Consider the following 23,717-nt stretch of genomic DNA (forward strand, 5'->3'; position numbering starts at 1 on the left):
AACATTCGATAAAATATATAGAGATAAAAAGAGAGGGGTCTTCTAATTGGGAGCAGAGTTTTTAGTAGGCAGGTCCGGGAGTGGAAAAACGAAGCTGATCATCGACAGCATTCAGGATGAACTGCGCCGGGCTCCATTCGGGAAACCGATCATTTTTCTAGTCCCGGATCAAATGACGTTTTTAATGGAATACGAGCTTGCTAAAACGCCTGATATGGGCGGAATGATACGCGCTCAAGTGTTCAGCTTTTCACGATTGGCCTGGCGCGTCCTCCAGCATACGGGAGGCATGAGCAGGCCGTTTCTTACGAGCACAGGCGTACAGATGCTCCTGCGGAAGCTCATTGAGGAGCATAAACAGGAGTTTAAAGTCTATCAAAAAGCGAGTGACAAAAGCGGGTTTACCGCACAGGTAGAACGGATGCTGACAGAGTTTAAGCGCTACTGTCTGGAACCGGAAGACATCCGCCGGATGGTGGAAAGCGGAACGGCTTCCGAGTATCGCGGAGAACGTATTTTATCTGAGAAGCTTCATGATTTATCGATTTTATATCAACAGATGGAAAAAAGCCTTGCAGGTCAATACCTTCACTCTGAGGATTATTTAACATTGCTGGCAGAGCATGTTCCGCTTGCAGAAGATGTAAAAGGCGCGCATATCTATGTGGACGGCTTTTATCAGTTTACACCGCAGGAATTCAGGGTGTTGGAGCAGCTTATGGTTCATGCAGAGCACATCACGTTTTCGCTGACAGCGGACAAGCCGTCATATGAGCGGGAGCCGCATGAACTGGAATTGTTCAGAATGACGGGAAAAACCTATTACCGCCTGCACCAAAAGGCGAAGGAACTGAATCTGGACATTACGTATAAAGAGCTAAGCGGGACTGAACGGCATACGCGCACACCGGAATTGGCACATTTAGAGGCGCAGTATGAAGCGCGTCCAGCCGTTCCGTACGCAGAAAAACAAGAGGCCTTTACTGTGATGCAGGCCGCAAACAGACGAGCTGAGCTGGAAGGCATTGCCCGGGAAATTCACGCTCTTGTCAGAGAGAAGGGCTATCGCTATAAGGATGTAGCGATTCTTGCGCGCCAGCCGGAAGACTACAAGGATATGGTGAAGGAAGTTTTCGCAGATTACGAGATTCCTTATTTCATTGACGGAAAAGCATCAATGCTGAACCATCCGTTAATCGAATTTATCCGGTCGAGCCTTGATGTTTTGAAAGGGAATTGGCGTTATGAAGCAGTGTTTCGCTGCGTGAAAACCGAACTGCTATTCCCGCTTAAAGAGCCGAAGACTAAGGTGAGAGAACAGGTCGATCAGCTTGAAAATTACTGTATCGCCTACGGGATCAAAGGTGACCGCTGGACAAAGGGCGACCGTTTCCATTACAGACGTTTTGTGTCATTGGATGATGATTTTGCGCAGACCGACCAGGAAATCGAAATGGAAAACATGCTGAATGACACACGCGACTGGATTGTTCCTCCGCTTTTTCAGCTCCAGAAACGAATGAAAAAAGCAAAGACGGTTCAGGAGAAGGCGGAGGCGCTCTACCGCTATCTAGAAGAGACGGATGTGCCGCTGAAGCTGGATCAGGAAAGACAGCGTGCAGAGGAAGACGGCAGAATCATTGAAGCACAGCAGCATCAGCAGGCGTGGGATGCAGTCATTCAGCTGCTTGAGGAGTTTGTTGAAATGATGGGGGATGATGAGATTTCTCTTGATTTGTTTCAGCAAATGATGGAAGCCGGCGCAGAGTCGCTTACATTTTCTCTTATTCCGCCTGCGCTTGACCAGGTGTTTGTCGGCAATATGGATTTGTCCAGAATGTATGGCACCTCCTGTACCTTTGTGCTGGGGGCAAACGACGGCGTTCTGCCGGCGCGCCCAGATGAAAACGGAGTGCTGTCGGATGATGACCGGGAATGGCTGAAAACGGTTGGGGTTGAGCTTTCCTCAGGCGGGCGGGAGCGTCTGCTTGATGAGCATTTCCTCATCTATATGGCGTTTTCCAGTCCGTCTGACCGGCTGTACGTATCGTATCCGATTGCTGATGCGGAAGGAAAAACGCTTCTGCCGTCGATTGTCATTAAGCGGCTGGAAGAACTGTTTCCGCAGCATAAGGAGCGCCTGTTGACAAATGAACCTGAGCAGGTCAGCGATGAGGAACAGCTGATGTATGTCGTCAATAAAAGCGTGGCACAGTCCTTTACCGCGAGCCAGCTCAGGTTATGGACTCGGGAATACGACATCAGCGACGTCTGGTGGAGCACGTACAATGTGTTGATGAGTGAGCCGGACAGGCTGCAATCGAAAAAGTTATTCTCAAGCCTGTTTTTCCGGAATGAAGTGAAGCAGCTTGAACGCAGCGTGTCGAGACAGCTCTATGGTGAACGCATTCAGGGCAGTGTATCGAGAATGGAAACCTTTAACGCGTGCCCGTTCTCCCATTTTGCGTCACACGGGCTGCATCTGAAGGAACGGCAATTTTTCAAGCTCGAAGCACCGGATATCGGCCAGCTGTTTCATTCCAGCTTAAAGCTGATTTCAGACCGGCTGCGCGAGCAAAAAATGGATTGGCGCGATTTAACGAAAGAGCAGTGCGAGCTGTTCTCCCATGATGCGGTAGAGCGTCTGGCGCCGAAACTGCAAAAGGAAATTTTGCTCAGCTCAAACCGGCATTATTATGTGAAGGAAAAACTGCAAAAAATTGTGACACGCGTGTCCGGCATTTTAAGCGAGCATGCGAAAGCGAGCGGTTTCGTGCCGATCGGGCTTGAACTGGGCTTTGGAGGAAAAGGGCCGCTTCCGCCGCTGACCTTTAAGCTGAAAAACGGCTGCACGATGGAGCTCGTCGGGCGAATTGACCGCGTAGATAAAGCGGAAAGCTCAAAAGGCCTGCTTCTAAGAATTGTCGATTATAAATCAAGCGACAAAGGCCTTGACTTAGCGGAAGTATATTACGGACTGGCGCTGCAAATGCTGACGTACCTTGATTTATCGATTACTCATTCAGCCGACTGGCTCGGAATGAGAGCGACGCCGGCCGGAGTGCTGTATTTCCATATTCATGACCCGATGATTCAATCTAACCTCCCGCTTGGGCTTGACGAGATCGAACAGGAGATCTTTAAGAAATTTAAGATGAAGGGCCTGCTCCTCGGCGATCAGGAAGCGATTCGCCTCATGGATACGACTCTTCAAGAGGGACGGTCAAATATCATCAACGCCGGCTTGAAAAAAGACGGCTCTCTCAGATCGGACTCGGCGGCAGTCGGCGAAAAGGAATTTGAGCTGCTGACGAAGCATGTGCGCCGCACCTTCCAAGAAGCAGGCGAACAAATCACCGACGGACGCGTATCGATTGAGCCTTATAAAATGAAGAACAAGACACCGTGCACATACTGTGCGTTCAAATCAGTATGCCAATTTGATGAATCATTAGAAGAAAACGAGTATCGCCCGTTAAAGGCTGAAAAGGACAAGACGATACTTGAGTGGATAAAAAAGGAGGCGGATGGCAATGAACATTCCTAAACCGGCAGACAGCACATGGACAGATGACCAATGGAATGCCATTGTTTCAACCGGCCAGGATATTCTTGTGGCAGCGGCGGCGGGCTCCGGTAAAACCGCTGTGCTCGTTGAACGAATGATCCGGAAAATTACCGCAGAAGAAAACCCGATTGATGTAGACCGGCTTCTCGTTGTGACATTTACAAACGCCTCAGCGGCAGAGATGAAACATCGGATCGCGTATGCCCTGGAAAAAGAGCTTGTAAAGCGCCCCGGCTCGCTGCATATCAGACGCCAGCTGTCTCTTTTAAACCGGGCCAGCATTTCGACACTTCATTCCTTTTGCCTGCAAGTGCTGAAGAAATATTACTACTTGATCGATCTTGATCCGGGCTTTCGGATTGCTGATCAGACAGAAGGCGAGCTGCTCGGGGATGAAGTGCTGGACGAGCTGTTTGAAGACGAATACGCGAAGGGTGAAAAGGCGTTTTTTGAGCTTGTTGACCGCTACACGACAGATCGGCACGATTTGGATCTGCAATTTCTCGTCAAACAGGTGTACGAGTATTCCCGTTCTCACCCAAACCCGGAGGCATGGCTGGAAAGCTTTGTTCATTTATATGATGTATCGGAAAAGAGCGCAATCGAGGAGCTTCCGTTTTATCAATATGTCAAAGAGGATATTGCGATGGTGCTTAACGGAGCGAAGGAGAAGCTGCAGCGCGCGCTTGAACTGACGAAAGCGCCGGGCGGACCGGCGCCGCGCGCTGACAATTTTCTTGATGATCTTGCGCAGATTGATGAACTGATTCAGCATCAGGACGATTTCACTGAGCTTTATAAGCGGGTGCCCGCAGTCTCTTTTAAGCGCGCGAAAGCAGTAAAAGGTGACGAGTTTGATCCTGCGCTCCTTGAAGAAGCGACGGATTTGAGAAATGGCGCAAAAAAACTTCTCGAAAAGCTCAAAACCGACTACTTTACGAGAAACCCTGAACAGCATTTGAAAAGCTTAGCCGACATGAAGCCTGTCATTGAAACACTCATACAGCTTGTCATCAGCTACGGAAACCGATTCGAAGCCGCGAAGCAGGAAAAATCAATCATTGATTTTTCAGATTTGGAGCATTACTGTTTATCCATTTTGACAGCTGAGAACGACAAAGGCGAACAGGAGCCGAGCGAGGCAGCAAGATTTTATCAGGAGCAGTTTCATGAGGTGCTCGTTGACGAATATCAGGATACCAACCTAGTACAGGAATCGATCCTGCAGCTCGTCACAAGCGGACCGGAAGAGACCGGCAACCTGTTTATGGTAGGAGATGTCAAACAGTCGATTTATCGATTCAGGCTTGCAGAGCCGCTTCTTTTCCTCTCCAAATACAAACGGTTTACAGAGAGCGGAGAAGGCACGGGACGGAAAATCGACTTGAATAAGAATTTCCGAAGCCGGGCTGATATTTTAGATAGCACAAACTTTTTATTTAAACAGCTGATGGGCGGCAAAATCGGTGAGGTTGATTATGACGAGCAGGCTGAGCTGAAGCTTGGTGCGGCGTACCCGGACAATGATGAGACGGAAACAGAGCTGCTGCTGATCGACAACTCAGAAGAGACGGATGCAGGCGAGGAAGCAGAAGAGCTGGAAACGGTGCAGTTCGAGGCGAAAGCGATCGCTAAGGAAATTCGTAAGTTGATTTCATCGCCATTTAAGGTGTATGACGGAAAAACGAAAACACACCGCAATATTCAATACCGCGATATCGTGATTTTGTTACGTTCCATGCCGTGGGCGCCGCAAATCATGGAGGAGCTGAGAGCACAGGGCATACCGGTTTACGCCAATTTAACGTCAGGCTATTTTGAAGCGGTCGAAGTCGCGATCGCGCTTTCTGTGCTGAAGGTGATCGATAACCCGTATCAGGATATACCGCTTGCCTCTGTTTTGCGCTCACCGATTGTCGGGGCAGATGAAAACGAGCTGTCTTTGATCCGGCTTGAAAATACAAAAGCGCCGTACTATGAAGCGATGAAAGACTATTTGGCTGCCGGCGACCGGAACGACGAGCTTTATCAAAAGCTGCAAACGTTCTACGGACATCTGCAAAAATGGCGTGCGTTTTCGAAAAACCACTCAGTATCTGAGCTGATTTGGGAAGTGTACCGCGATACAAAATACATGGATTATGTCGGCGGGATGCCGGGCGGAAAACAGCGCCAGGCCAATTTGCGCGTTCTCTATGACCGGGCGCGCCAATATGAATCGACGGCATTTCGCGGCCTGTTCCGTTTTCTGCGGTTTATCGAACGCATGCAGGAGCGGGGCGATGATCTTGGAACGGCGAGAGCGCTCAGCGAGCAGGAGGATGTTGTCCGCTTAATGACGATCCACAGCAGCAAAGGGCTCGAATTTCCAGTCGTGTTTGCAGCGGGTCTCGGACGGAACTTCAACATGATGGACTTGAACAAATCGTACCTGCTGGACAAGGAGCTCGGGTTTGGCACGAAGTTTATTCATCCGCAATTGCGCATCAGCTATCCGACGCTTCCGCTCATTGCCATGAAGAAAAAAATGCGCAGGGAGCTATTGTCAGAGGAATTGCGTGTTCTCTATGTCGCATTAACGAGAGCGAAGGAAAAGCTGTTTCTGATTGGCTCGTGCAAGGATCATCAGAAACAGCTCGCAAAATGGCAGGCAACTGCGTCCCAAACTGACTGGCTTCTCCCGGAATTTGACCGCTATCAGGCAAAAACCTATTTAGATTTCATCGGGCCGGCTCTTGCCAGACACAGAGATTTGGAGGCTTTGGCTGAAAACGGTGCGGGAGCGCATGCTGACATATCAGGCCACCCGGCTCGTTTTGCCGTTCAAATGATCCATTCCTATGATTTGCTGGATGATGATCTGGAAGAAAGATTGGAAGAAAAAAGCGAGCGCCTAGAAGCGATCCGCCGAGGTGAACCAGTTCCCGGCCCGTTTGCGTTTGATGAGAAAGCCCGGGAGCAGCTAAGCTGGACATATCCGCATCATGAGGTGACGCAAATTCGCACAAAGCAGTCAGTTTCTGAGATCAAGAGAAAAAGAGAGTACGAGGATGAATACAGCGGCAGGGCCCCCGTTAAACCGGCAGATGGAAGCATTCTGTACAGGCGTCCCGCTTTTATGATGAAAAAAGGTTTGACAGCGGCGGAAAAAGGGACGGCCATGCATACGGTTATGCAGCATATCCCGCTCACCCATGTGCCGACAATAGAAGAAGCGGAGCAGACGGTTCACAAGCTTTATGAAAAAGAGCTGCTCACTGAAGAACAAAAAGCCGCTATTGATATAGAAGAAATCGTTCAATTTTTCCATACAGAAATCGGCGGACGGCTGATCGGCGCTAAATGGAAGGACCGGGAAGTGCCATTCAGTTTAGCGCTTCCGGCTAAGGAGATCTATCCTGATGCACAGGAGGCGGATGAGCCGCTTTTAGTGCAGGGAATCATCGACTGTCTCTATGAAACTGAGGACGGTTTATATCTCTTGGACTATAAATCAGACCGGATTGAGGGCAAATTCCAGCACGGTTTTGAAGGAGCGGCCCCGATCTTGAAAAAACGATACGAAACGCAAATTCAGCTGTACACGAAGGCAGTTGAGCAAATTGCAAAAACACAGGTAAAGGGATGTGCGCTTTATTTCTTTGACGGAGGGCACATTCTGACATTATAGCGAGATCCGTAAGCTCCGGGAATTCAGGCGGAGCGGATCTCGTTTTCTATACAAAAGAGAGGTGAAAGCATTTGCGGATTTTACATACGGCTGACTGGCATCTTGGAAAAACACTTGAAGGAAGAAGCAGGCTGAGTGAACAGGCCGATGTGCTTGATGAACTGAATACGATTGTAAAGGAAGAGCAGGTCGATGCCATTGTAATGGCGGGGGACGCGTTTGACACCGTGAACCCGCCGGCTTTAGCCGAGCAGCTGTTTTATGAAAGCCTGTCTGCGCTCAGTGACAGGGGGAAGCGCCCGATTGTTGTCATTGCCGGAAACCATGATAATCCTGACCGTTTGTCCGCCGCTTCACCGCTGACACATGAAAACGGCATTTATTTAATCGGCTATCCGACAACAGAACCGCTTCATATTGAAGTGCCTTCAACTGGGGAGCTTTTGGCTGTCGGAGCACTGGCGTACCCATCTGAAGCGCGGTTAAATGAAGTGCTTTCCGATACATTTGATGAAAAGCTGCTCCGTGATCATTATGACGTGAAAATCAGGCAGGCGTTTGAGCATATGACAAGCCGATTCCGCAAAGACGCAGTGAAGGTTGCCGCCAGCCATATTTATGTCGCAGGCGGAAACCAAACGGATTCAGAGCGGCCAATTGAAGTCGGCGGCGCTTATACCGTGGCTGCTGAAAGCCTGCCGGCGGATGCGGCTTACGTGGCGCTCGGCCATTTGCATCGCCCGCAAACGATCAAGCGGGCGCGTACCCTTGCGCGTTATTCAGGATCTCCGCTCGCCTACAGCTTTTCTGAAGCGGGCTACGCCAAATCAGTGACAATCGTGGACGCAAAACCGGGGGAAGAGGTCTCTTGGAATGAGGTTTTATTATCAAGCGGCAAGCCTCTTGTGAAGTGGAAAGCGGCAAATGGCTTAAGCGAGGTGTACAGCTGGCTGGATGAAGGCAGAGATCAGAATGCCTGGATTGACCTTGAAATTCGTGTGGCGGACCAGCTGTCACTTGAAGAAATTCATAGGCTGAGGAAGGCGCACCCGGGCTTTATCCATATCAGGCCGGTTTATGAAGAACAGAACAAAGACCGGGAACGGATCGAGGTTAAGCATGTGTCGATCGAGGACCGCTTTAAGAAATTTTATGAAAAACAAACTGGCGGCGCGGTGCCGGATGAAGAAATGGTGAAGCTGTTTTTAGAGCTTGCATCAGGCGTTGAAGAGGAGGATGCGAAATGAAGCCGATCGCCTTAAGCATTAAGGGGCTCCACAGCTTTAGAGAGGAGCAGACGATAGATTTTGAAGGCCTTTCCGGTGCCGGTGTTTTCGGCATTTTCGGCCCGACAGGAAGCGGTAAATCCTCCATCCTCGACGCAATGACGCTTGCTTTATACGGAAAGGTGGAGCGGGCGGCGAATAATACCCACGGGATCTTAAACCATGCGGAAGATACGCTGTCTGTTTCCTTTACCTTTGCGCTTCAGACGAATCATCAAATCTCTTACAAAGTCGAGCGCGTGTTTAAGAGAACCGATGAAATGAAGGTGAAAACGGCACTCTGCCGCTTTATCGAAATCAAGGATGAGCATACGGTGCTGGCTGATAAAGCCAGCGAAGTGAATAAAAGAGTGGAGGAGCTCTTGGGGCTGACGATCGATGACTTTACGAGAGCGGTGGTCCTGCCGCAAGGGAAATTTGCTGAATTTCTGTCTTTAAAAGGGGCGGAGCGCAGACATATGCTTCAGCGTTTATTTAATTTGGAGCAGTATGGAGACCGGCTTGTGAAAAAGCTGAGACGGCAGGCGCAGGAAGCCAATGCCAGAAAAAATGAAATGCTTGCTGAACAGTCCGGTCTCGGGGAGGCGAGCTCGGAAGCGGTTGAGCAGGCGGAACAGGCTCTCGAACAAGCTGAAGCCCGGCTGGAAGCGATGAAGAAGAATCGTGATCAGGCAAAGGAGCGGTTTACGGAGCATCAGGAGATTTGGAATGTCCAAAAGGAAAAATCCTCTTACGAAGAAGAGAAAAAACGTCTCGAAGAGGAACAGCCGCACGTAGACAGCTTGCAAAAGCGCCTGCTGGAAGCAGAAACAGCCGCCGCTCTGAAGCCTTATGCGGACCGATACGCAGAAGCGATCCAGCATGAGGAGAAAGCTGCAAAGGAACAAACGCTTGCTCAAAAAGAGTTAGCAGACCGGACAGGTTTCTTTCATCAAAAACATGAAGAGTATGAAGCATGGCGCCGGCATAAAAGCGAGAAAGAGCCTGAGCTTTTAACTGAGCAGGAACAGCTTTCCCGCTTGCAGGAGATCGAAATCAAACTGAGCGAGGCCAAGCAAGAGGAAGCTCGCAAAAAGGCTGAACTCCAGCAGAAAGAAGAAGCTCTTCAATCTGTCATGAATGAATTGGAGACTGTAACAGACCGTCTGACACGGGGACAAAACAGGCAGACGGAATTAAAGCAGCAGCTTAAATCCCTGCAGGTGACTTCTGATGAGCGAAAAAGCTGTCAGCAGGCCGCAGAAATGGTATTGCACATCAGACAAACTGAGGAGCAAATCACAAAAGAGCAAAAACGAAGTGACGCATTGAATCTTGCGCTGCAGAAGATGCATGAGGAGAAGAACACACTCGTTCAAAAGATGGAAGCTGAAAAAAACAACATCATTCAGGCATATGAGGCTGTACAAACCGTGTACCATTTGGTATGCGAGACGGAACGGTCATTAACAAATATGACTGACCGGGCTAGAAAAAGACAACACGCGCTTCACTCGCAGCGTGAAAAAGCAAGGGTGGCACTGCTGACAAAAGAGTTAGCCGAAAAGCTGACCGCCGGACAACCTTGTCCGGTCTGCGGCTCAACCCATCATGATCCGTCGGCCTCAGCACATGAAACATATGAGCTCGACAGCAATCTTGAAGAGGACATCAAACAGACAGATGTGTTGCTGACGGAAGCGGCAGCTCTCAGCCAGGAGATTCTTTCAGCTAAAATCACTCTTGAAGAACAGTCCGCGCGCTTTATTGAACAGTGCACATTTTTGCAAACGATTCAAGCGCAGAACCTTGAAGCAGCAGCTTCTTACGAAAATCTGCCGGTGCATGATGCATTCGATCATGCCAACATTGAATGGAAACGAGTCAAACAGGACATTCTTTCTGTTAAAACACGAATGGCACAAATGATCAGTGCCTATCAGGAGTCTTTAAAAAAAGCCGAGCAGCTTAATGAAAAAATCGGTTTTGAAAAAAGAGAGGCTGACCGCATTGAAAACATCATCGCCGAGCTTCAGTCCTCAATGGACAGCCGCCTGAACATGTTTAAAGAAGCATTTCAGGATGAAGCTGTGGATAAAGCGGAAAAATGGCAGCAAGCCATTGAAGAAAAAGACCGGGCTGCAGAAGAATGCGAGAAACGAATTGAGCGCAGCATCGCATTTCTTGCTGAGCATGAAGCACAAAAAGAAAAGCTGCGGGAGTCGGGGCATCAGCTTGAGCGGGAAAAGCTGGAGCTTCATTATGCGGCTGAACGCATCAAGAGCGTGATAGCGGATTATGAGCACGAACTCGGAGATTACGCAAAAGGAGATTCGATCGAAATCAAACTCCGCTCTGTCCAGCAGGATATAAAGCTGTTAAAGGAAAAAGAGCAATCTTTATATGAAGAACTGCAAAACGCCCAGATGAAACTCAATCAGGCGAAAAGCCGCGCTTCAGCAAGCGAGCTCACCCTGCAGGAGGCGAAGGGCAGATTGGAAAAAGCGAAAGCCGATTGGCTTGAGCATGCGAAAAGCACCTGCTTTACCCGGACTGAAGAGGTGGAGCAAAGTCTCATTCCAGCCGATGAGCTTGAAAAGATGAAAGCCAGCATAGACCAGTTTATGGATAAACTGAAGCAAAATGCTGCAAACTTAAAACGTGTAGCAGAGATACTTGCCGGCAGAGCCTTATCAGAGAGCGAATGGAGCGAAACCGTTACGGCATTACAAGAAGCAGAGGACGCATTTGGCGCTGCTATAGAGGAAAAAGGCGCGGCAGCGAAAGCACTTGCCGTCATTCGCGATCATCATAAACGGTTTAACGAAATTGAAGCTGAACTGAAAAAATGGCAAACACATATCGACAGGCTGGATAAGCTGCAAGCTGTGTTTAAAGGCAATACCTTCGTCGAATTTTTAGCTGAGGAGCAGCTTGAAAGCGTTGCGCGGGACGCGTCAGCAAGACTTGGCATGCTGACGAGACAGCGCTATGCCATTGAAGTGGATTCAGAAGGCGGGTTCGTGATGCGGGATGACGCGAATGGGGGCGTCAAACGCCCGGTATCCAGCTTATCTGGGGGAGAGACCTTCCTCACCTCGCTTTCTCTCGCTCTTGCGCTGTCTGCGCAGATCCAGCTTCGCGGAGAATACCCGCTCCAGTTCTTTTTCTTAGATGAAGGGTTCGGCACCCTCGATCAAGATCTGCTGGATACGGTTGTGACAGCCTTAGAAAAACTGCAGTCAGACAATCTGTCTGTCGGTGTCATCAGCCATGTGCAGGAACTGCGGGCGCGGCTTCCGAAAAAGCTGATCGTCCATCCGGCTGAACCGAGCGGCCGCGGTACACGGGTATCACTTGAGTTGATGTAAGGGAGGACCGGATATGGCAAAGCAGACTGCCGGAATATGTGAGCTGTGCGGCCGAAGCGATGTCCAGCTGACAGAGCACCATCTCACACCGAAGGAAGAAGGCGGAACGTTCCTGCCGACAGCGATTCTCTGTATTCCTTGCCATAAACAGATTCATGCCTTATATACAAATCAAGAGCTTGCGGTTCGCTTAAACGGAATAGATGAACTCAGAAGCGATCCGCAGCTTGCCCGGTTTGTCAGCTGGATCAGAAAACAGCCGCCTGAGAAGCTGATCAAAACAAAGAAATCAAATGAACGAAAGAAGAAAAAATGACCAAAAAGCAGCCCTCTCTTTGCAGAGCGGCTGCTTTTATCCATTTCCAACCATATCCTGATCACTGACATCGGGGTCTATATAATTTGTCGCGTTGATTGCATTGTTTAATAGAAGGAAATCTCCCGTGTTTCCTGCTCCCGAACCGAGCGCAGATTTTGAAGAGCTTTTCGGAGAAAGGTAAAAGGAATCACCAAAGTTTACGACTCCGCCCGATATGGAATTGATAGCTATAGGCCCGACAATTGCTGGCATAAACGACACCCTTTATCGAAGTCTCTGTTTATTATATGCTCTTGGCGGGCGATTGTGAGCGCGGTGACTGAATCTGTCTAATATGTTTGATTCTCGCATCGCCGCGGACATGCGAAGCCGCCCCCGCATGAAAAACAGAAGAGGATGAGACCCCTTGAATTTTGATGCTGCGTACATGAATGACCGGCACTTCGTGGCAAAATGCGCTTTGTACACCTGTTTCGGGAATCGGCTTCACTGCCTGCTGCTGAAAGATCTGGTACTCCTTTCTGTTAAATGAACCTTCATTTTCATAAAACGTTGAAAGCGAGCGCTGAACAGCCAGTACTTTTATCTTCATATCGATTTCGTTTGTATCGCCAACTTGAAACACACTTGATATTCCAAGAGAGTTAAATTTAATCAGTCTGATGCGGGAAATACGCTTAAGCATTATTTGACGGCAGCGGAGCAAACGGCCCGATGATAAGAGATTCAGGCGGCGTATCGAAAATAGAAGAAAGATAGATAGATTCAGTGTCTCCGATGTGGAAAACAGAGGAGCTGGATACACCATTCATCCGGATATCCCCGACTTCCAGGTTGCGGTTGATGACTGTAAAGATCATGCTTGCTCATCTCCTTTCATTTCGGATGGGATATGTTCAAGAAAATGTTCTACAGCACGGATCACGTCACGCTTCACATGCTCAGCGATATGTTCTGCATATTGTTTAGGCGGTGTGTTTTCTTCTTTTTTGATATGGGACATATAATAGTGAATCCGGCTGTCCATTTGTTTTCTGATGTCTTCAATGACATGATGCCTGTTTGTATCGTCAAGCCTGCTGTCATACTGATTTTCAAGCTGCTCCAGCACATTTGGGATTTCCTCGGTTAAGTACATGTCGACATTCTGGCGGATCTGCTGCATGAGCTGGGCGCTCTCTTCCTGCTGCATCATCCCGATTTCAGGTGCCGTTTGGCTGACTTCAAAATTTTGGACGCTGTTCGGGTCTGTCGGATTTAAACCGATATTCAATGTCCCGTCGAGCCTTTCGATTTTCAGCTGATCAAATTTATACTCCACACGCTCAATGGTAGTGGCCGGCCGCTGTTTCATCGTATTCATTTCAGCTTGAATCTCTTTCAGCTGCCGTTCGAGCTGCTGAATATGAAGCGCCTGCTGCTGAACGAAGGAATTCAAGTTTTGCAAGTAAGAGGAAACAGATTGATCATACATGTTCTTTCACCTCTTTCATATGATTAACGGCCAGGAGGCTGGAGCGGGACCAATGTTCCTGTATCGGGCTCATCTAATTCAACTGGCTCCCCCTGAGCGGAAACCTCGGGGGCCGCTTCTACATAGCTGCCTGTATTGTACAGGTTAGAAAGCGATTTAATGGACCCGGCGCTTCCGATTTGCAGAATGGAGGAGTTGCTGATTGATTCCAGCCGGAGATAGTTAATTTGAATGGTTTGATTAATATAAAAGTTCATGAAGCACACTCCTTTACGCATTCCCTACGATCGGCTGATCAACTGCATCGTTGTCATACACATTCGTCGCGTTTTTGTAATTCATCACCTTGAGGCTGTCACCGGTATTAAAACTGCCCGCACCGGCAAACGTTCTGACCTCGGCCTGAGGAGAAATCGTAATACAGTCCCCGATGTGAATGACTCCGCTCGTACCAATCGCATTAATTTTAAACGCTCCGACAATGGCCGGCATACGAGCACATCCTTTGTTGAAATATTGAAAAAAGGCAGGTAAAGTATAAATAGAATTTGATTTTAATTGGGCTATTCACGATAGCTTATGACAAACGCACATATGTGTGAGAGAAAATTAGAGGGGACATATCGGCTTCAAATGTAAGCGATCGCATTTTTCGGACCGTTATGTTTAAACATTTCAAAAGCGGGTATTGAATAAACTGAGCGGAAAAGCGGCGATGGATGCCGCTATCCGCCTGCGTGATTTTTGTTTCAGTTTCTATGGTGTTTTTGCGTGTGGGAAATGCTTTTTGGAGTATGTCGTGCTGCGGTATCCGTTTTTTGGGCGGGCACATTCTCGCCCTGAGGTATATCCCTGAAGTGCTGAGCAAAAAGCGGAGTTACATGTGGTGTATTCAAATCGTTATAGAAAATGATTCACATACGGGAGTTTTCAGGATATCCCCCAAAAATCATTTCTTCTTTAATTCGGCTGTTCAGCAGACTGTCCAGCTTTTGGCTGCATTGAATCGTCTCCTTTGAATTCATGCCGTATTTTTGTGCTGTTTCAATTAGTGTGATTCTCATTTCTTCAATTTTACTGTTCATTACACGATCTCCAATTCTAGAATTTTATTTTGATAAATACAGGATATCGTTAGTATAACCTATTTTTGCTGAAAAGGTTGCCTTTCGTCAATTTGACTGAAAAAGCGACAATTTTTGTTGCGCTTTTTTATGGAAGAAAGGACTATAGTCTTGCTAAGTGTGCTTGCAAAAAGTCCTGCCGCTCCTCTATTTCTCTAAGTATATTTGTCTGCTCCTTTTCGAATTGCAAGGGGCTTTTTTTTATGAATGGATCATCATCAGCCTTTTGACAAATGTCAAGATGCCAATCTCTGATGAAAGGAGACAATCGTTCAATTGTAAACGACCGGTTCAGCACGTTTTTCATTAACGTGTGATATTGCGACCGGAAGGCGGGAATGGAAAGAAGCCTTGACGAGAGCGTCTGCCCTTTAGTCAGCAGAGGGTCTTCGTCAGATCTTCCGTGTGCGGCAAGCGATCTGGTCTCTATCGGGGAAACGTGAAGCCGGCCGGATTCGTTTAAACACAATGTGTAATAAAAGCCTTGATTGGTGCAGGCGCTGCCGATCAGCCACAGAAAAAACAGTTTGACATCCAAATACATTTTAATGCGCTCAGCTAATTCGTCATCTCCAGCTGTACGGATCAGCATGAGAAATTCATGTAAGAACGCGGCAGATCCATCTTTGAAAACGGACAGCGGAACCCTGGGATCGGCGGTCTTCACTTGGTAACCTGCCCTATCGGCTAGCAGATGGTTCTTGATGCTCAAATAAATGCCTTCTGGCTGGCCATTGATGGTCAGAAAGCTGTACGAGGCAGCGGGAGCAGGAACGCCGATCTGATCAAAAAAACAATAGGCGAGCCTGCGCCGCATCAATGACGGATCATCCTGTTCCGCATTCAAAAAAAGTGTGTTTTCACCAAGCAGAGACTTCTCCCAGCTGATTTCATAGGATGCCTTTTCCGCTCTGTCACGCTGTGTGAGAAGAATGGGAGAAACTGATCGGTCTGTCACCAAAAGCCCCTTGGCAGCTCCTTTTCTATTCAGCTGCTGCCGATGAAAAAATAAGTGTATGTTCTCCATATTCTTTCCTCCTCCTCAAAACGCCATTTGTATGATATGTACAGCAAGCCCGTCCCGAAACGAAATGAAAACGGACACGAGAAAAAGGGATTTCTGCATTCGACAGAGAATACATGAAGGAGCATTCTGATTTAAAAGATGATGGAGGAATAACATGAAATTTGCGACAGGGGAACTTTACAACCGAATATTTGTCGGCCTGATCATTGATGATGATAAAATTATGGATTTGCAAAAGGCTGAAAAAAAATTGTTTGAACTTGAGACGATTCCGGGATCGCTGATTGAATGTATCGCAGAAGGGGATAAATTCGTTGCGCATGCAAGGCAGCTGGCAGAGTGGGCAAAGAAACCGAATGATGAGCTGGGGTCATTTATTTATTCATTATCTGAGGTGAAGCTTCATGCACCTATTCCTAAGCCGTCAAAAAATGTCATCTGCATCGGCAAAAACTACAGGGACCACGCGATTGAAATGGGAAGCGAGGCTGACATTCCGGAGCATCCGATGGTGTTTACAAAATCGCCAGTAACGGTTACAGGGCATGGTGATATTGTAAACAGCCATGAAGAGGTCACCTCTCAGCTCGATTATGAAGGAGAGCTTGCTGTCGTCATCGGAAAAAGCGGCACTCGCATATCAAAAGAAGACGCATATGACCATATTTTCGGATATACGATTGTGAATGATATCACGGCGCGTGATCTGCAAAAAAGGCATAAGCAGTTTTTTATCGGAAAAAGCCTGGATACGACATGTCCGATGGGACCCGTGCTTGTACATAAATCATTGATTCAGGAGCCTGGGCGCCTCAAGGTTGAAACGAGAGTCAACGGCGAGCTGCGCCAATCGGGATCGGCGAGCGATATGATCTTTTCCATTCCAGAATTAATTGAAACCCTCTCAAAGGGGATGACGCTTGAAGCGGGAGACATCATTGCAACCGGTACGCCATCCGGTGTCGGAAAGGGATTTAATCCGCCAAAATTCTTGCGGTCAGGTGACAAAATCGACATTACGATTGACCCGATCGGAACGCTGTCAAACCAAATCGGCTGAATCAAACAGGAGGGCGGACTCGGACCCGCCCGTTTTTTCTGAGTCTATCTTTGTGGCAGAGGACAAGTTCATGGTACTATAAGTGGGGTAATTTATCTGATAGGGGGAACATATATGACACACCTACATATTACAACATGGGTGGTAGCGCTGATTCTGCTTTTTGTCAGCTACTCGCTGTATTCGTCACAAAGTGCGAAGGGCGCAAAAATCACTCATATGATTCTGCGGTTATTCTATATCCTTATTATTTTGACAGGAGCTGAGCTGTTTGTCCGTTTCGCCAACTGGAACGGAGAATACGCCGGAAAAATGATTCTCGGCATTATCACCATCGGCCTGATGGAAATGCTCCTCATCCGCAAGAAAAAAGACAAATCAACCGGAGGCTTATGGATCGGCTTCGTCATTGTACTTGTGCTGACAGTGCTGCTTGGCCTGCATTTGCCAATCGGTTTTCGATTGTTTTAATAGAAAAACGCGAACCCGGCTCTATGATAGAGTCGGGTTTTTGTATATTTTCCCCCTTATATTCCAAATTATTTAAAATAACCTTAAAATTCCCTGTAAGCGGTATCTCGTCCTATGAAATTATGATACCTTCAAGTAGATTCAATATTTTGCAGGAGGGATATCATGAAACGCAAAAAATTCAGCTCGTTTGTGGCGGCAGTGCTTATTTTTGCACTGATCTTCAGCCTTTTTTCTCCGGGAACCAAAGCGGCAGCGGCCGGTGCGATCGATCAGGCGGCGGCTCTGGAAAACGGCAAAGAACAGACAGGCACCATGAAGGAACCGGAACAGGTGAAATGGTACAAAGTGACTCCGGGAAAAGTGGATATTCAGAATCATTCACATATGGCACTGACCGTAAAGAGTGATTCAGCACTGAATGTATCTGTATATCCAAGTATGGAAAAAGCGCTTAAAGATGAAACGTTTGAGATGTACCGTTCTTACACAGCGGAGGATGGAAAAAGCGAAATCAATTTTCCATACGCGTGGAGCGGCCCTTACTATGTAAAAGTTGAATATCTTGGTGATGAAGAACCAGAGGACGGCGGAACGGCAGAAGCAGCTGCGGAAGCCAAGTATACGATTGGATATAAAGGCACCAAAAAGCAGCCGTCAGATTTAGAAGAGGAAGAAGCTTGTCCGGTGGAAATGAGTGTCGATCAGAAAAAATCGGGAAAAAGCATCCTGGACAAGCTGAGAGCGATACGTGATGAGCAGCTGAGCCAAACAGCAGAAGGCAAAGAGCTGACTAGCCTTTACTACAAAGCGGCGCCGTTTATCGTGGCAAAGCTCGCACTCAATAAAACAGCGAGAAATGAAATTTATCAGGATCTTGTGACATTAAAGCCGTTGTTTGATGATGTGTCAGAAAACGGTGTGTCATCTTCATATAAGATTACTGAAAAGGATCAAAAGGCAATCAACCGGCTATACGATAAAGCTTTACAATCAGTCCCGTCTTTCCTTAAAGAGGAGATAAAGATACAGGCGGAACGATTAAATATCAAGCAGCTGCAAGGCAAAACAGCAGGAGCAGTGTTAACAGAAAACAATATTGCGGCAAAAAGTGAAGTTCAGACAACAAAGGTCATTTTCAAGGTGAAAGACAATAAAAGCCTCTCGTCAGTACATAACGAAATGAAGGGCTTTTCTGCAAGCGCGCAATCGAAAAAAGACATTTCTAATGTGAAAAAGGCAAAGAAACTGTTTGACAATCTCTACTCATTTGAACTGCCGAAAGATGAGAAACAAAACGGCACATATACGGCAAGCGCAAAACGGGTGAAAAGCGCTGCTGCGACATTATCCAAGATGTCTAACGTAGAGTTTGCAGAACCTGTACAGGAATACAAAAGCCTGTCAAAGGATATTCAATACCCGTACCAATGGCCGCTTAAAAACAATGGTGATAACGGCGGAATAAAAAATGCGGATGTGAAATACGAGCCTGCCAGCACATTGCTGTCTAAACGCAAGCTCAACGATACATTAATTGCGGTAGTAGACACAGGTGTGGACAGCACGCTTGCTGATTTAAAAGGAAAAGTAAGAACCGATCTCGGGCGTAATTTTGTCGGCCGGAATAACAACGCAATGGATGACCAGGGGCATGGGACGCACGTCGCCGGCATTATTGCTGCCCAAAGCGATAACGGTTATTCAATGACTGGTTTGAACGCCAAAGCGAAAATTATTCCGGTAAAAGTGCTTGATTCCACAGGAGCCGGAGATACTGAACAAATTGCTCTCGGCATCAAATATGCTGCTGATAAAGGAGCAAAGGTGATTAATTTAAGCTTAGGCGGAGGCTACAGCCGCGTGATTGAATTTGCTTTGAAATACGCTGCTGACAAAAATGTCTTAATTGCCGCAGCCAGCGGGAATGACGGAGCCAATTTCTTATCGTATCCTGCTTCATCTAAATATGTGATGTCAGTCGGAGCAACGAACCGCATGGATATGACCGCGGATTTCTCTAACTATGGAAAAGGTCTGGATATCTCTGCTCCAGGGTCTGATATCCCTAGCTTAGTGCCGAACGGGAATGTCACGTACATGAGCGGAACCTCCATGGCGACGCCATATGCTGCCGCTGCTGCAGGATTGCTGTTTGCTCAAAACCCTAAGCTGAAAAGAACAGAAGCAGAGGATATTTTGAAAAAGACGGCGGACGATATTTCCTTTGAAAGCGTCGATGGCGGGGAAGAGGAATTGTATGACGATAATGGCGATCCGATTGACATTCCAAAGACGCCTGGAATAGACTGGCACTCAGGCTACGGGCGGCTGAATGTCATGAAGGCTGTCAGCGCAGCTGATGTACAGCTCAAGGTCAACAAGCTTGAAAGCACACAAACAGCCGTCAGAGGAAGTGCGAAGGAAGGCACGCTGATCGAGGTGATGAACGGCAAGAAAAAACTCGGCAGCGCCAAAGCTGGAAAAGACAGTAAGTTCAAGGTCAATATCCCGACTCAAAAACAAGATCAAGTCTTGTATGTGAAAGCAACAAAAGGCGATGCGAAAACATCTTATAAAGTTGTCGTCGTCAAAGGAAAACCTTCCGGCACACCGAAAGTAAATGCTGTGAAAACGAAAGATACGGCAGTGAAAGGGAAGGCGAACAGCAAGGCAACGATCAGAGTGAAAAACAAATCAAAGAAAGTCATTGCTTCTGCCAAAGCTGACGCGAAAGGAACGTTCACGGTGAAAATCAAAAAACAAAAAGCCGGAACGGTGCTTTACGTCACGGCTGCTGATACAGACAAAAAAGAAAGCAAGGATGTAAAAGTTGTTGTTGAAAAGTAATCAAAAAGCGGTGCCTTCCTGCACCGCTTTTTTTATTTGCGCCCCCGCTGGACCGCTGAATACATAATGGATCGCTTTCCATTTGAAGCCGTCCATTCGAATCGGTCTCCCGTCCCTTCACTGCTGTAGTGATGCTGCACCGCGCATTGGGCGGTGTCATTTGAAAAGTGATAAAAAGAAACACCCTGCTCCTCCGAAATATTCGAAAAAACGCCTTTATTATAAGAAAACACACAATCGAATACCGATAAGCCGAAGCTGTGCAAGTGCTGCAAAAATGCGAGAAAGGTTTCGTCATCAAGCGAATCTAAAAGCGCCATGAGCGGCCGCTTGACTGATTTTTCATAGCGGATGCGTTCTCCGCCGGAAAGGGTGATGTTTTCTTCACCGCATGCCAGAATCAATTGATCCTGAAAGCCGGCCTGCTCCCACTTTCCTTTATGCTGTATCCAGATTGGGCTGTGATGGAGACTGTCCGCCAGCAGTATATCGCCTTCCTCGTTTTCGATTAAACAGATGCCGTCTTCGATGAGGATGGTGCCGTACTCCCACTTTCGTTCCTCTGTATATATCAATTGTTTCCGTTTCATACATGCTGTCTCCTTTTTCTTCTTTCCTCTCCTTTCTATCCAATTCAAGCCTGTCCCATACAACTCTTTTATGGACAAATCAACTATCTGCCTATAGATGCATAAACTTACTAAGGTGCTGAAAGAAACGAAATTGTTACGAAAGAAACGGGATTGGAGCTGATATCACATGTGTGGAATTACGGGTTGGGTCGATTTTAAAAAGCAGCTCGTCCAGGAAAAACAAACGATCAACAGAATGACAGACACTCTTTCCAAACGGGGGCCTGATGATTCTAACGTTTGGGGGGAGCACCATGTTTTATTCGGACATAAAAGGCTTGCGGTCGTTGATATAGAAGGCGGACGCCAGCCGATGGCATGCACCTTTAAAGGAAATACGTACACCATTATTTATAATGGCGAGCTGTATAACACGGAAGATCTGCGCAAAGAATTGCGGGCGCGGGGCCATCAGTTCGAGCGGACATCAGATACCGAGGTGCTGCTGCACAGCTACATTGAATGGCAGGAAGACTGTGTAGACCATCTCAATGGCATATTTGCTTTTGCTGTGTGGGATGAAAAGCGCGATCTGCTGTTTGCGGCGAGAGACCGTCTCGGCGTGAAGCCGTTTTTTTATACGAAGCAAGGCTCTTCTTTTCTCTTCGGGTCGGAAATCAAAGCGATCCTTGCACACCCTGATATAAAAGCACGGGTGGACAGAACAGGACTTTCTGAAATTTTCGGGCTTGGGCCGTCCAGAACCCCGGGCACCGGCGTATTTAAAGGCATAAAAGAAGTCCGGCCGGCCCATGCGCTGACGTTTTCCAAAGACGGGCTGAATATTTGGCGTTATTGGAATGTCCAAAGCGAAAAACATACGGATGGTTTTGGTGATACTGTTGCCAATGTCAGATCATTGTTTCAGGATGCGGTGACGCGGCAGCTTGTGTCGGATGTGCCGGTTTGCACATTCCTATCAGGCGGACTGGACTCAAGCGCCATTACTGCGATCGCGGCAGGCCATTTTGAAAAGGAAGGGAAAGCACCGCTTCATACTTATTCGATTGATTACGAAGAGAACGATAAATTTTTTCAAGCGAGTGCCTTTCAGCCCAATGATGACGGACCATGGATTGAAAAAATGACAGAGGCCTTCGGCACGACGCACCACAAATGCGTGATCAGCCAAAAAGATCTCGTCGATCATTTGGAGGAAGCCGTGCTGGTCAAAGATTTGCCTGGTATGGCTGATGTCGACTCGTCTCTGCTGTGGTTTTGCCGGGAAATCAAAAAGGATTTTGTCGTCAGCCTGTCGGGAGAGTGCGCGGATGAGATTTTCGGCGGGTATCCGTGGTTCCATATGGCAGACGTTGAGTCGGGCTTCCCATGGATGAGGTCGACGGAGGAGCGGATCAAGCTGCTTTCTGATTCGTGGCAGAACAAATTGAATCTCAAAGAATACGTAAATGCCAAATATGAAGAAACCTTGGCAGAAACGCCATTATTAGACGGAGAAACGGGTGTGGACAAAGCAAGAAGACAGCTGTTCTATTTAAATATGCTTTGGTTTATGACGAATCTTTTGGATCGCAAGGACCGGATGAGCATGGGGGCGAGCCTTGAAGTGCGGGTGCCGTTCGCCGATCACCGGCTCGTGGAATATGTCTGGAATATCCCGTGGGAAATGAAAATGCATGACAACCGGGAGAAAGGCATTTTCCGTAAAGCGCTCGAGGGCATTTTGCCTGATGACATTCTGTATCGCAAAAAAAGCCCGTATCCGAAAACACACCACCCGGAATATACAAAAGGCGTCAGCGAATGGCTGAAAACGATCAGAAGCCAAAAGGACTCCGTGCTCCATACCCTGCTCGATAGAAAACAATTGGATCAGCTCTTAGAAACGGAAGGCTCCTCCTTCAAGGTTCCATGGTTCGGGCAGCTCATGAAGGGGCCTCAGCTGATCGCCCACCTTGCTCAAATTCATACATGGTTTGAAGCGTATCGCATTGATATTGATGAGGGATAAAGAAAAAGCCGATTCTGCGCAAAGGAATCGGCTTTTTCTTCATATACAATTGCGAGAAAACATAATAGACTTGAAGAAGCAGTGATACATAGGAGTGAAAAGAAATGACAGAGATAAAAGAAGTCTATCAGCAATGCGGCCAGATCGTCAGCGCCCGCGAACCAGCCTGTTACAAAGCATTCTCGTTTCTCCCGCTGAAGCAAAGGCAGGCAGCTTGGGCGGTTATGGCGTTTTGCCATACGGCAGCCAATGCGGATGAGAAGGCGTTATCTGCCATTGAAGCTGAGGCTGAGCATGTTTTTTCCGGGACATATAACGGGAATCATGTTTTGTGGATGGCTTTCAGCCACGCGTATCAGACCTTTACATTGGACAGCGAGCCATTCCGTGAGTTCATTACCGCACAGAAAGCGGAAGATAAACCGTTCGAAAGCCTTGATGAACTGCTCATGCACGCATACCAGACGGGCGGCTCGGCCGGATTGATGCTTCTCCCGACTATGGCGCGCCGGCATCAGGAACAGCTTACACATGCAGCCGGCTCTCTCGGTTTAGCGATTCAGCTGATTCGGCTTCTGAGAGATATCGGCACGGACCAACAGCAAAAAAACCGCATCCCCCGGCAGGTGATGCAGCAATTTGGATATACAGAGGACGACCTTCAAAATGGCGTCGTGAATAAGGCGTTTACCATGACATGGGAGTATATCGCTTTTGAAGCGGAAGCCTATCTTGAGGAGTGTCTGGATGCATTGCCGCTATTTCCGTTATATTCGCAAAAAACGGTGAAAGCCGCTCTTCATTTGTACCGGGCTGTTTTAGAAAAAATCCGGGCGGAGCAGTATAATGTATTTCAACATCAATACGCCCTCACAGAGAATGAAGTGAAGCGGATTCTGTCTGACATATAAAAA

At 47.7% G+C, this 23,717-nt stretch carries 18 protein-coding genes and 1 pseudogene; 10 read left to right on the top strand and 9 right to left on the bottom strand.

All coding sequences use genetic code 11. The features are described from left to right. Positions 1-46: 46 nt before the first annotated feature. The 5 genes from addB (at position 47) to hlpB (ending at position 12,190) form a co-directional block, all read left to right on the top strand. Positions 47-3,547 (top strand): helicase-exonuclease AddAB subunit AddB, encoded by a 3,501-nt coding sequence (gene addB / locus M1M80_RS06005; protein ID WP_060398327.1) that lies wholly within the window; start codon positions 47-49, stop codon positions 3,545-3,547. Continuing rightward, complete coding sequence (addA, locus tag M1M80_RS06010) at positions 3,534-7,238, top strand: helicase-exonuclease AddAB subunit AddA (protein WP_060398328.1); 3,705 nt, start codon at positions 3,534-3,536, stop codon at positions 7,236-7,238. Before addB ends, addA begins: the two co-directional genes overlap by 14 nt. Before the next feature lie 71 nt (positions 7,239-7,309). Then, the gene (gene sbcD / locus M1M80_RS06015) at positions 7,310-8,485 is read left to right on the top strand and encodes an exonuclease subunit SbcD (protein ID WP_060398329.1); all 1,176 of its coding nucleotides are present in this window, start codon (positions 7,310-7,312) and stop codon (positions 8,483-8,485) included. Then, positions 8,482-11,874 (top strand): exonuclease subunit SbcC, encoded by a 3,393-nt coding sequence (gene sbcC, locus M1M80_RS06020; protein ID WP_060398330.1) that lies wholly within the window; start codon positions 8,482-8,484, stop codon positions 11,872-11,874. The genes sbcD and sbcC overlap by 4 nt, the downstream gene beginning before the upstream one ends. 13 nt (positions 11,875-11,887) lie before the next feature. After that, positions 11,888-12,190 (top strand): HNH nuclease-like protein HlpB, encoded by a 303-nt coding sequence (gene hlpB, locus M1M80_RS06025; protein ID WP_060398331.1) that lies wholly within the window; start codon positions 11,888-11,890, stop codon positions 12,188-12,190. 36 nt (positions 12,191-12,226) lie between these two features. On the opposite strand, the gene M1M80_RS06030 is transcribed toward hlpB, so the two are convergent. From M1M80_RS06030 to M1M80_RS06065, 8 genes are all read right to left on the bottom strand, one after another. Then, complete coding sequence (locus M1M80_RS06030; protein WP_003239412.1) at positions 12,227-12,445, bottom strand: spore germination protein; 219 nt, start codon at positions 12,443-12,445, stop codon at positions 12,227-12,229. Positions 12,446-12,476: 31 nt separating this feature from the next. Continuing rightward, the gene (locus M1M80_RS06035) at positions 12,477-12,878 is read right to left on the bottom strand and encodes a spore germination protein GerPE (protein WP_032732143.1); all 402 of its coding nucleotides are present in this window, start codon (positions 12,876-12,878) and stop codon (positions 12,477-12,479) included. Beyond that, positions 12,871-13,053, bottom strand: a complete 183-nt coding sequence (gene gerPD / locus M1M80_RS06040; protein ID WP_019258000.1) for a spore germination protein GerPD — start codon at positions 13,051-13,053, stop codon at positions 12,871-12,873. Before gerPD ends, M1M80_RS06035 begins: the two co-directional genes overlap by 8 nt. Beyond that, the gene (gerPC, locus tag M1M80_RS06045; protein ID WP_060398332.1) at positions 13,050-13,667 is read right to left on the bottom strand and encodes a spore germination protein GerPC; all 618 of its coding nucleotides are present in this window, start codon (positions 13,665-13,667) and stop codon (positions 13,050-13,052) included. Before gerPC ends, gerPD begins: the two co-directional genes overlap by 4 nt. A 23-nt stretch (positions 13,668-13,690) precedes the next feature. Then, entirely contained in the window at positions 13,691-13,924 is a 234-nt protein-coding gene (locus tag M1M80_RS06050) for a spore germination protein GerPB (RefSeq protein WP_003239410.1), read from the bottom strand. Positions 13,925-13,937: 13 nt separating this feature from the next. Further along, positions 13,938-14,159, bottom strand: coding sequence for a spore germination protein (locus tag M1M80_RS06055; RefSeq protein ID WP_003239409.1), 222 nt, complete (start codon positions 14,157-14,159; stop codon positions 13,938-13,940). 422 nt (positions 14,160-14,581) lie between these two features. Next, positions 14,582-14,752 carry an aspartyl-phosphate phosphatase Spo0E family protein gene (locus M1M80_RS06060; protein ID WP_003239407.1) on the bottom strand — a complete coding sequence of 57 codons (171 nt, stop codon included), beginning with the start codon at positions 14,750-14,752 and terminating at the stop codon, positions 14,582-14,584. Positions 14,753-14,894: 142 nt separating this feature from the next. Further along, a complete protein-coding gene (locus M1M80_RS06065; RefSeq protein WP_003239404.1) occupies positions 14,895-15,818 on the bottom strand; it encodes a CotH kinase family protein in 924 nt (307 codons plus the stop codon). 154 nt (positions 15,819-15,972) lie between these two features. Here M1M80_RS06065 and M1M80_RS06070 point away from each other — a divergent pair, with 154 nt between their 5' ends. The 3 genes from M1M80_RS06070 to wprA all read left to right on the top strand — a co-directional run bounded on the left by M1M80_RS06070 (position 15,973) and on the right by wprA (position 20,199). Beyond that, positions 15,973-16,878, top strand: a complete 906-nt coding sequence (locus M1M80_RS06070) for a fumarylacetoacetate hydrolase family protein (RefSeq protein WP_019258003.1) — start codon at positions 15,973-15,975, stop codon at positions 16,876-16,878. 114 nt (positions 16,879-16,992) lie between these two features. After that, positions 16,993-17,349, top strand: coding sequence for a YisL family protein (locus M1M80_RS06075; protein ID WP_003239401.1), 357 nt, complete (start codon positions 16,993-16,995; stop codon positions 17,347-17,349). 165 nt (positions 17,350-17,514) lie between these two features. Further along, entirely contained in the window at positions 17,515-20,199 is a 2,685-nt protein-coding gene (gene wprA, locus M1M80_RS06080; protein WP_060398333.1) for a cell wall-associated protease WprA, read from the top strand. A gap of 32 nt (positions 20,200-20,231) precedes the next feature. On the opposite strand, the gene M1M80_RS06085 is transcribed toward wprA, so the two are convergent. Then, positions 20,232-20,789, bottom strand: a complete 558-nt coding sequence (locus tag M1M80_RS06085) for a DUF2777 domain-containing protein (RefSeq protein ID WP_019258005.1) — start codon at positions 20,787-20,789, stop codon at positions 20,232-20,234. Between the two features lie 169 nt (positions 20,790-20,958). Between M1M80_RS06085 and asnB the strand changes: the two genes are divergently transcribed. After that, positions 20,959-22,803: an asparagine synthase (glutamine-hydrolyzing) gene (asnB, locus tag M1M80_RS06090; protein WP_060398334.1), complete on the top strand. Its 1,845-nt coding sequence runs from the start codon at positions 20,959-20,961 to the stop codon at positions 22,801-22,803. Positions 22,804-22,884: 81 nt separating this feature from the next. Further along, positions 22,885-23,714: pseudogene (locus M1M80_RS06095) on the top strand (phytoene/squalene synthase family protein). Positions 23,715-23,717: the final 3 nt, after the last annotated feature.

The sequence above is a fragment of the Bacillus inaquosorum genome, from assembly GCF_023238325.1.
Lineage (GTDB): Bacteria > Bacillota > Bacilli > Bacillales > Bacillaceae > Bacillus > Bacillus inaquosorum.

What these genes read in the sequence shown, in the direction of transcription:
- asnB (WP_060398334.1), top strand. Translation starts at nt 20,959, where the DNA reads ATGTGTGGAATTACGGGTTGGGTCGATTTTAAAAAGCAGCTCGTCCAG.
- M1M80_RS06070 (WP_019258003.1), top strand. Translation starts at nt 15,973, where the DNA reads ATGAAATTTGCGACAGGGGAACTTTACAACCGAATATTTGTCGGCCTG.
- hlpB (WP_060398331.1), top strand. Translation starts at nt 11,888, where the DNA reads ATGGCAAAGCAGACTGCCGGAATATGTGAGCTGTGCGGCCGAAGCGAT.
- wprA (WP_060398333.1), top strand. Translation starts at nt 17,515, where the DNA reads ATGAAACGCAAAAAATTCAGCTCGTTTGTGGCGGCAGTGCTTATTTTT.
- addA (WP_060398328.1), top strand. Translation starts at nt 3,534, where the DNA reads ATGAACATTCCTAAACCGGCAGACAGCACATGGACAGATGACCAATGG.
- M1M80_RS06075 (WP_003239401.1), top strand. Translation starts at nt 16,993, where the DNA reads ATGACACACCTACATATTACAACATGGGTGGTAGCGCTGATTCTGCTT.
- M1M80_RS06085 (WP_019258005.1), bottom strand. Translation starts at nt 20,789, where the DNA reads ATGAAACGGAAACAATTGATATATACAGAGGAACGAAAGTGGGAGTAC.
- M1M80_RS06055 (WP_003239409.1), bottom strand. Translation starts at nt 14,159, where the DNA reads ATGCCGGCCATTGTCGGAGCGTTTAAAATTAATGCGATTGGTACGAGC.
- M1M80_RS06065 (WP_003239404.1), bottom strand. Translation starts at nt 15,818, where the DNA reads ATGGAGAACATACACTTATTTTTTCATCGGCAGCAGCTGAATAGAAAA.
- M1M80_RS06060 (WP_003239407.1), bottom strand. Translation starts at nt 14,752, where the DNA reads ATGAACAGTAAAATTGAAGAAATGAGAATCACACTAATTGAAACAGCA.
- M1M80_RS06050 (WP_003239410.1), bottom strand. Translation starts at nt 13,924, where the DNA reads ATGAACTTTTATATTAATCAAACCATTCAAATTAACTATCTCCGGCTG.
- sbcC (WP_060398330.1), top strand. Translation starts at nt 8,482, where the DNA reads ATGAAGCCGATCGCCTTAAGCATTAAGGGGCTCCACAGCTTTAGAGAG.
- gerPC (WP_060398332.1), bottom strand. Translation starts at nt 13,667, where the DNA reads ATGTATGATCAATCTGTTTCCTCTTACTTGCAAAACTTGAATTCCTTC.
- M1M80_RS06030 (WP_003239412.1), bottom strand. Translation starts at nt 12,445, where the DNA reads ATGCCAGCAATTGTCGGGCCTATAGCTATCAATTCCATATCGGGCGGA.
- M1M80_RS06035 (WP_032732143.1), bottom strand. Translation starts at nt 12,878, where the DNA reads ATGCTTAAGCGTATTTCCCGCATCAGACTGATTAAATTTAACTCTCTT.
- gerPD (WP_019258000.1), bottom strand. Translation starts at nt 13,053, where the DNA reads ATGATCTTTACAGTCATCAACCGCAACCTGGAAGTCGGGGATATCCGG.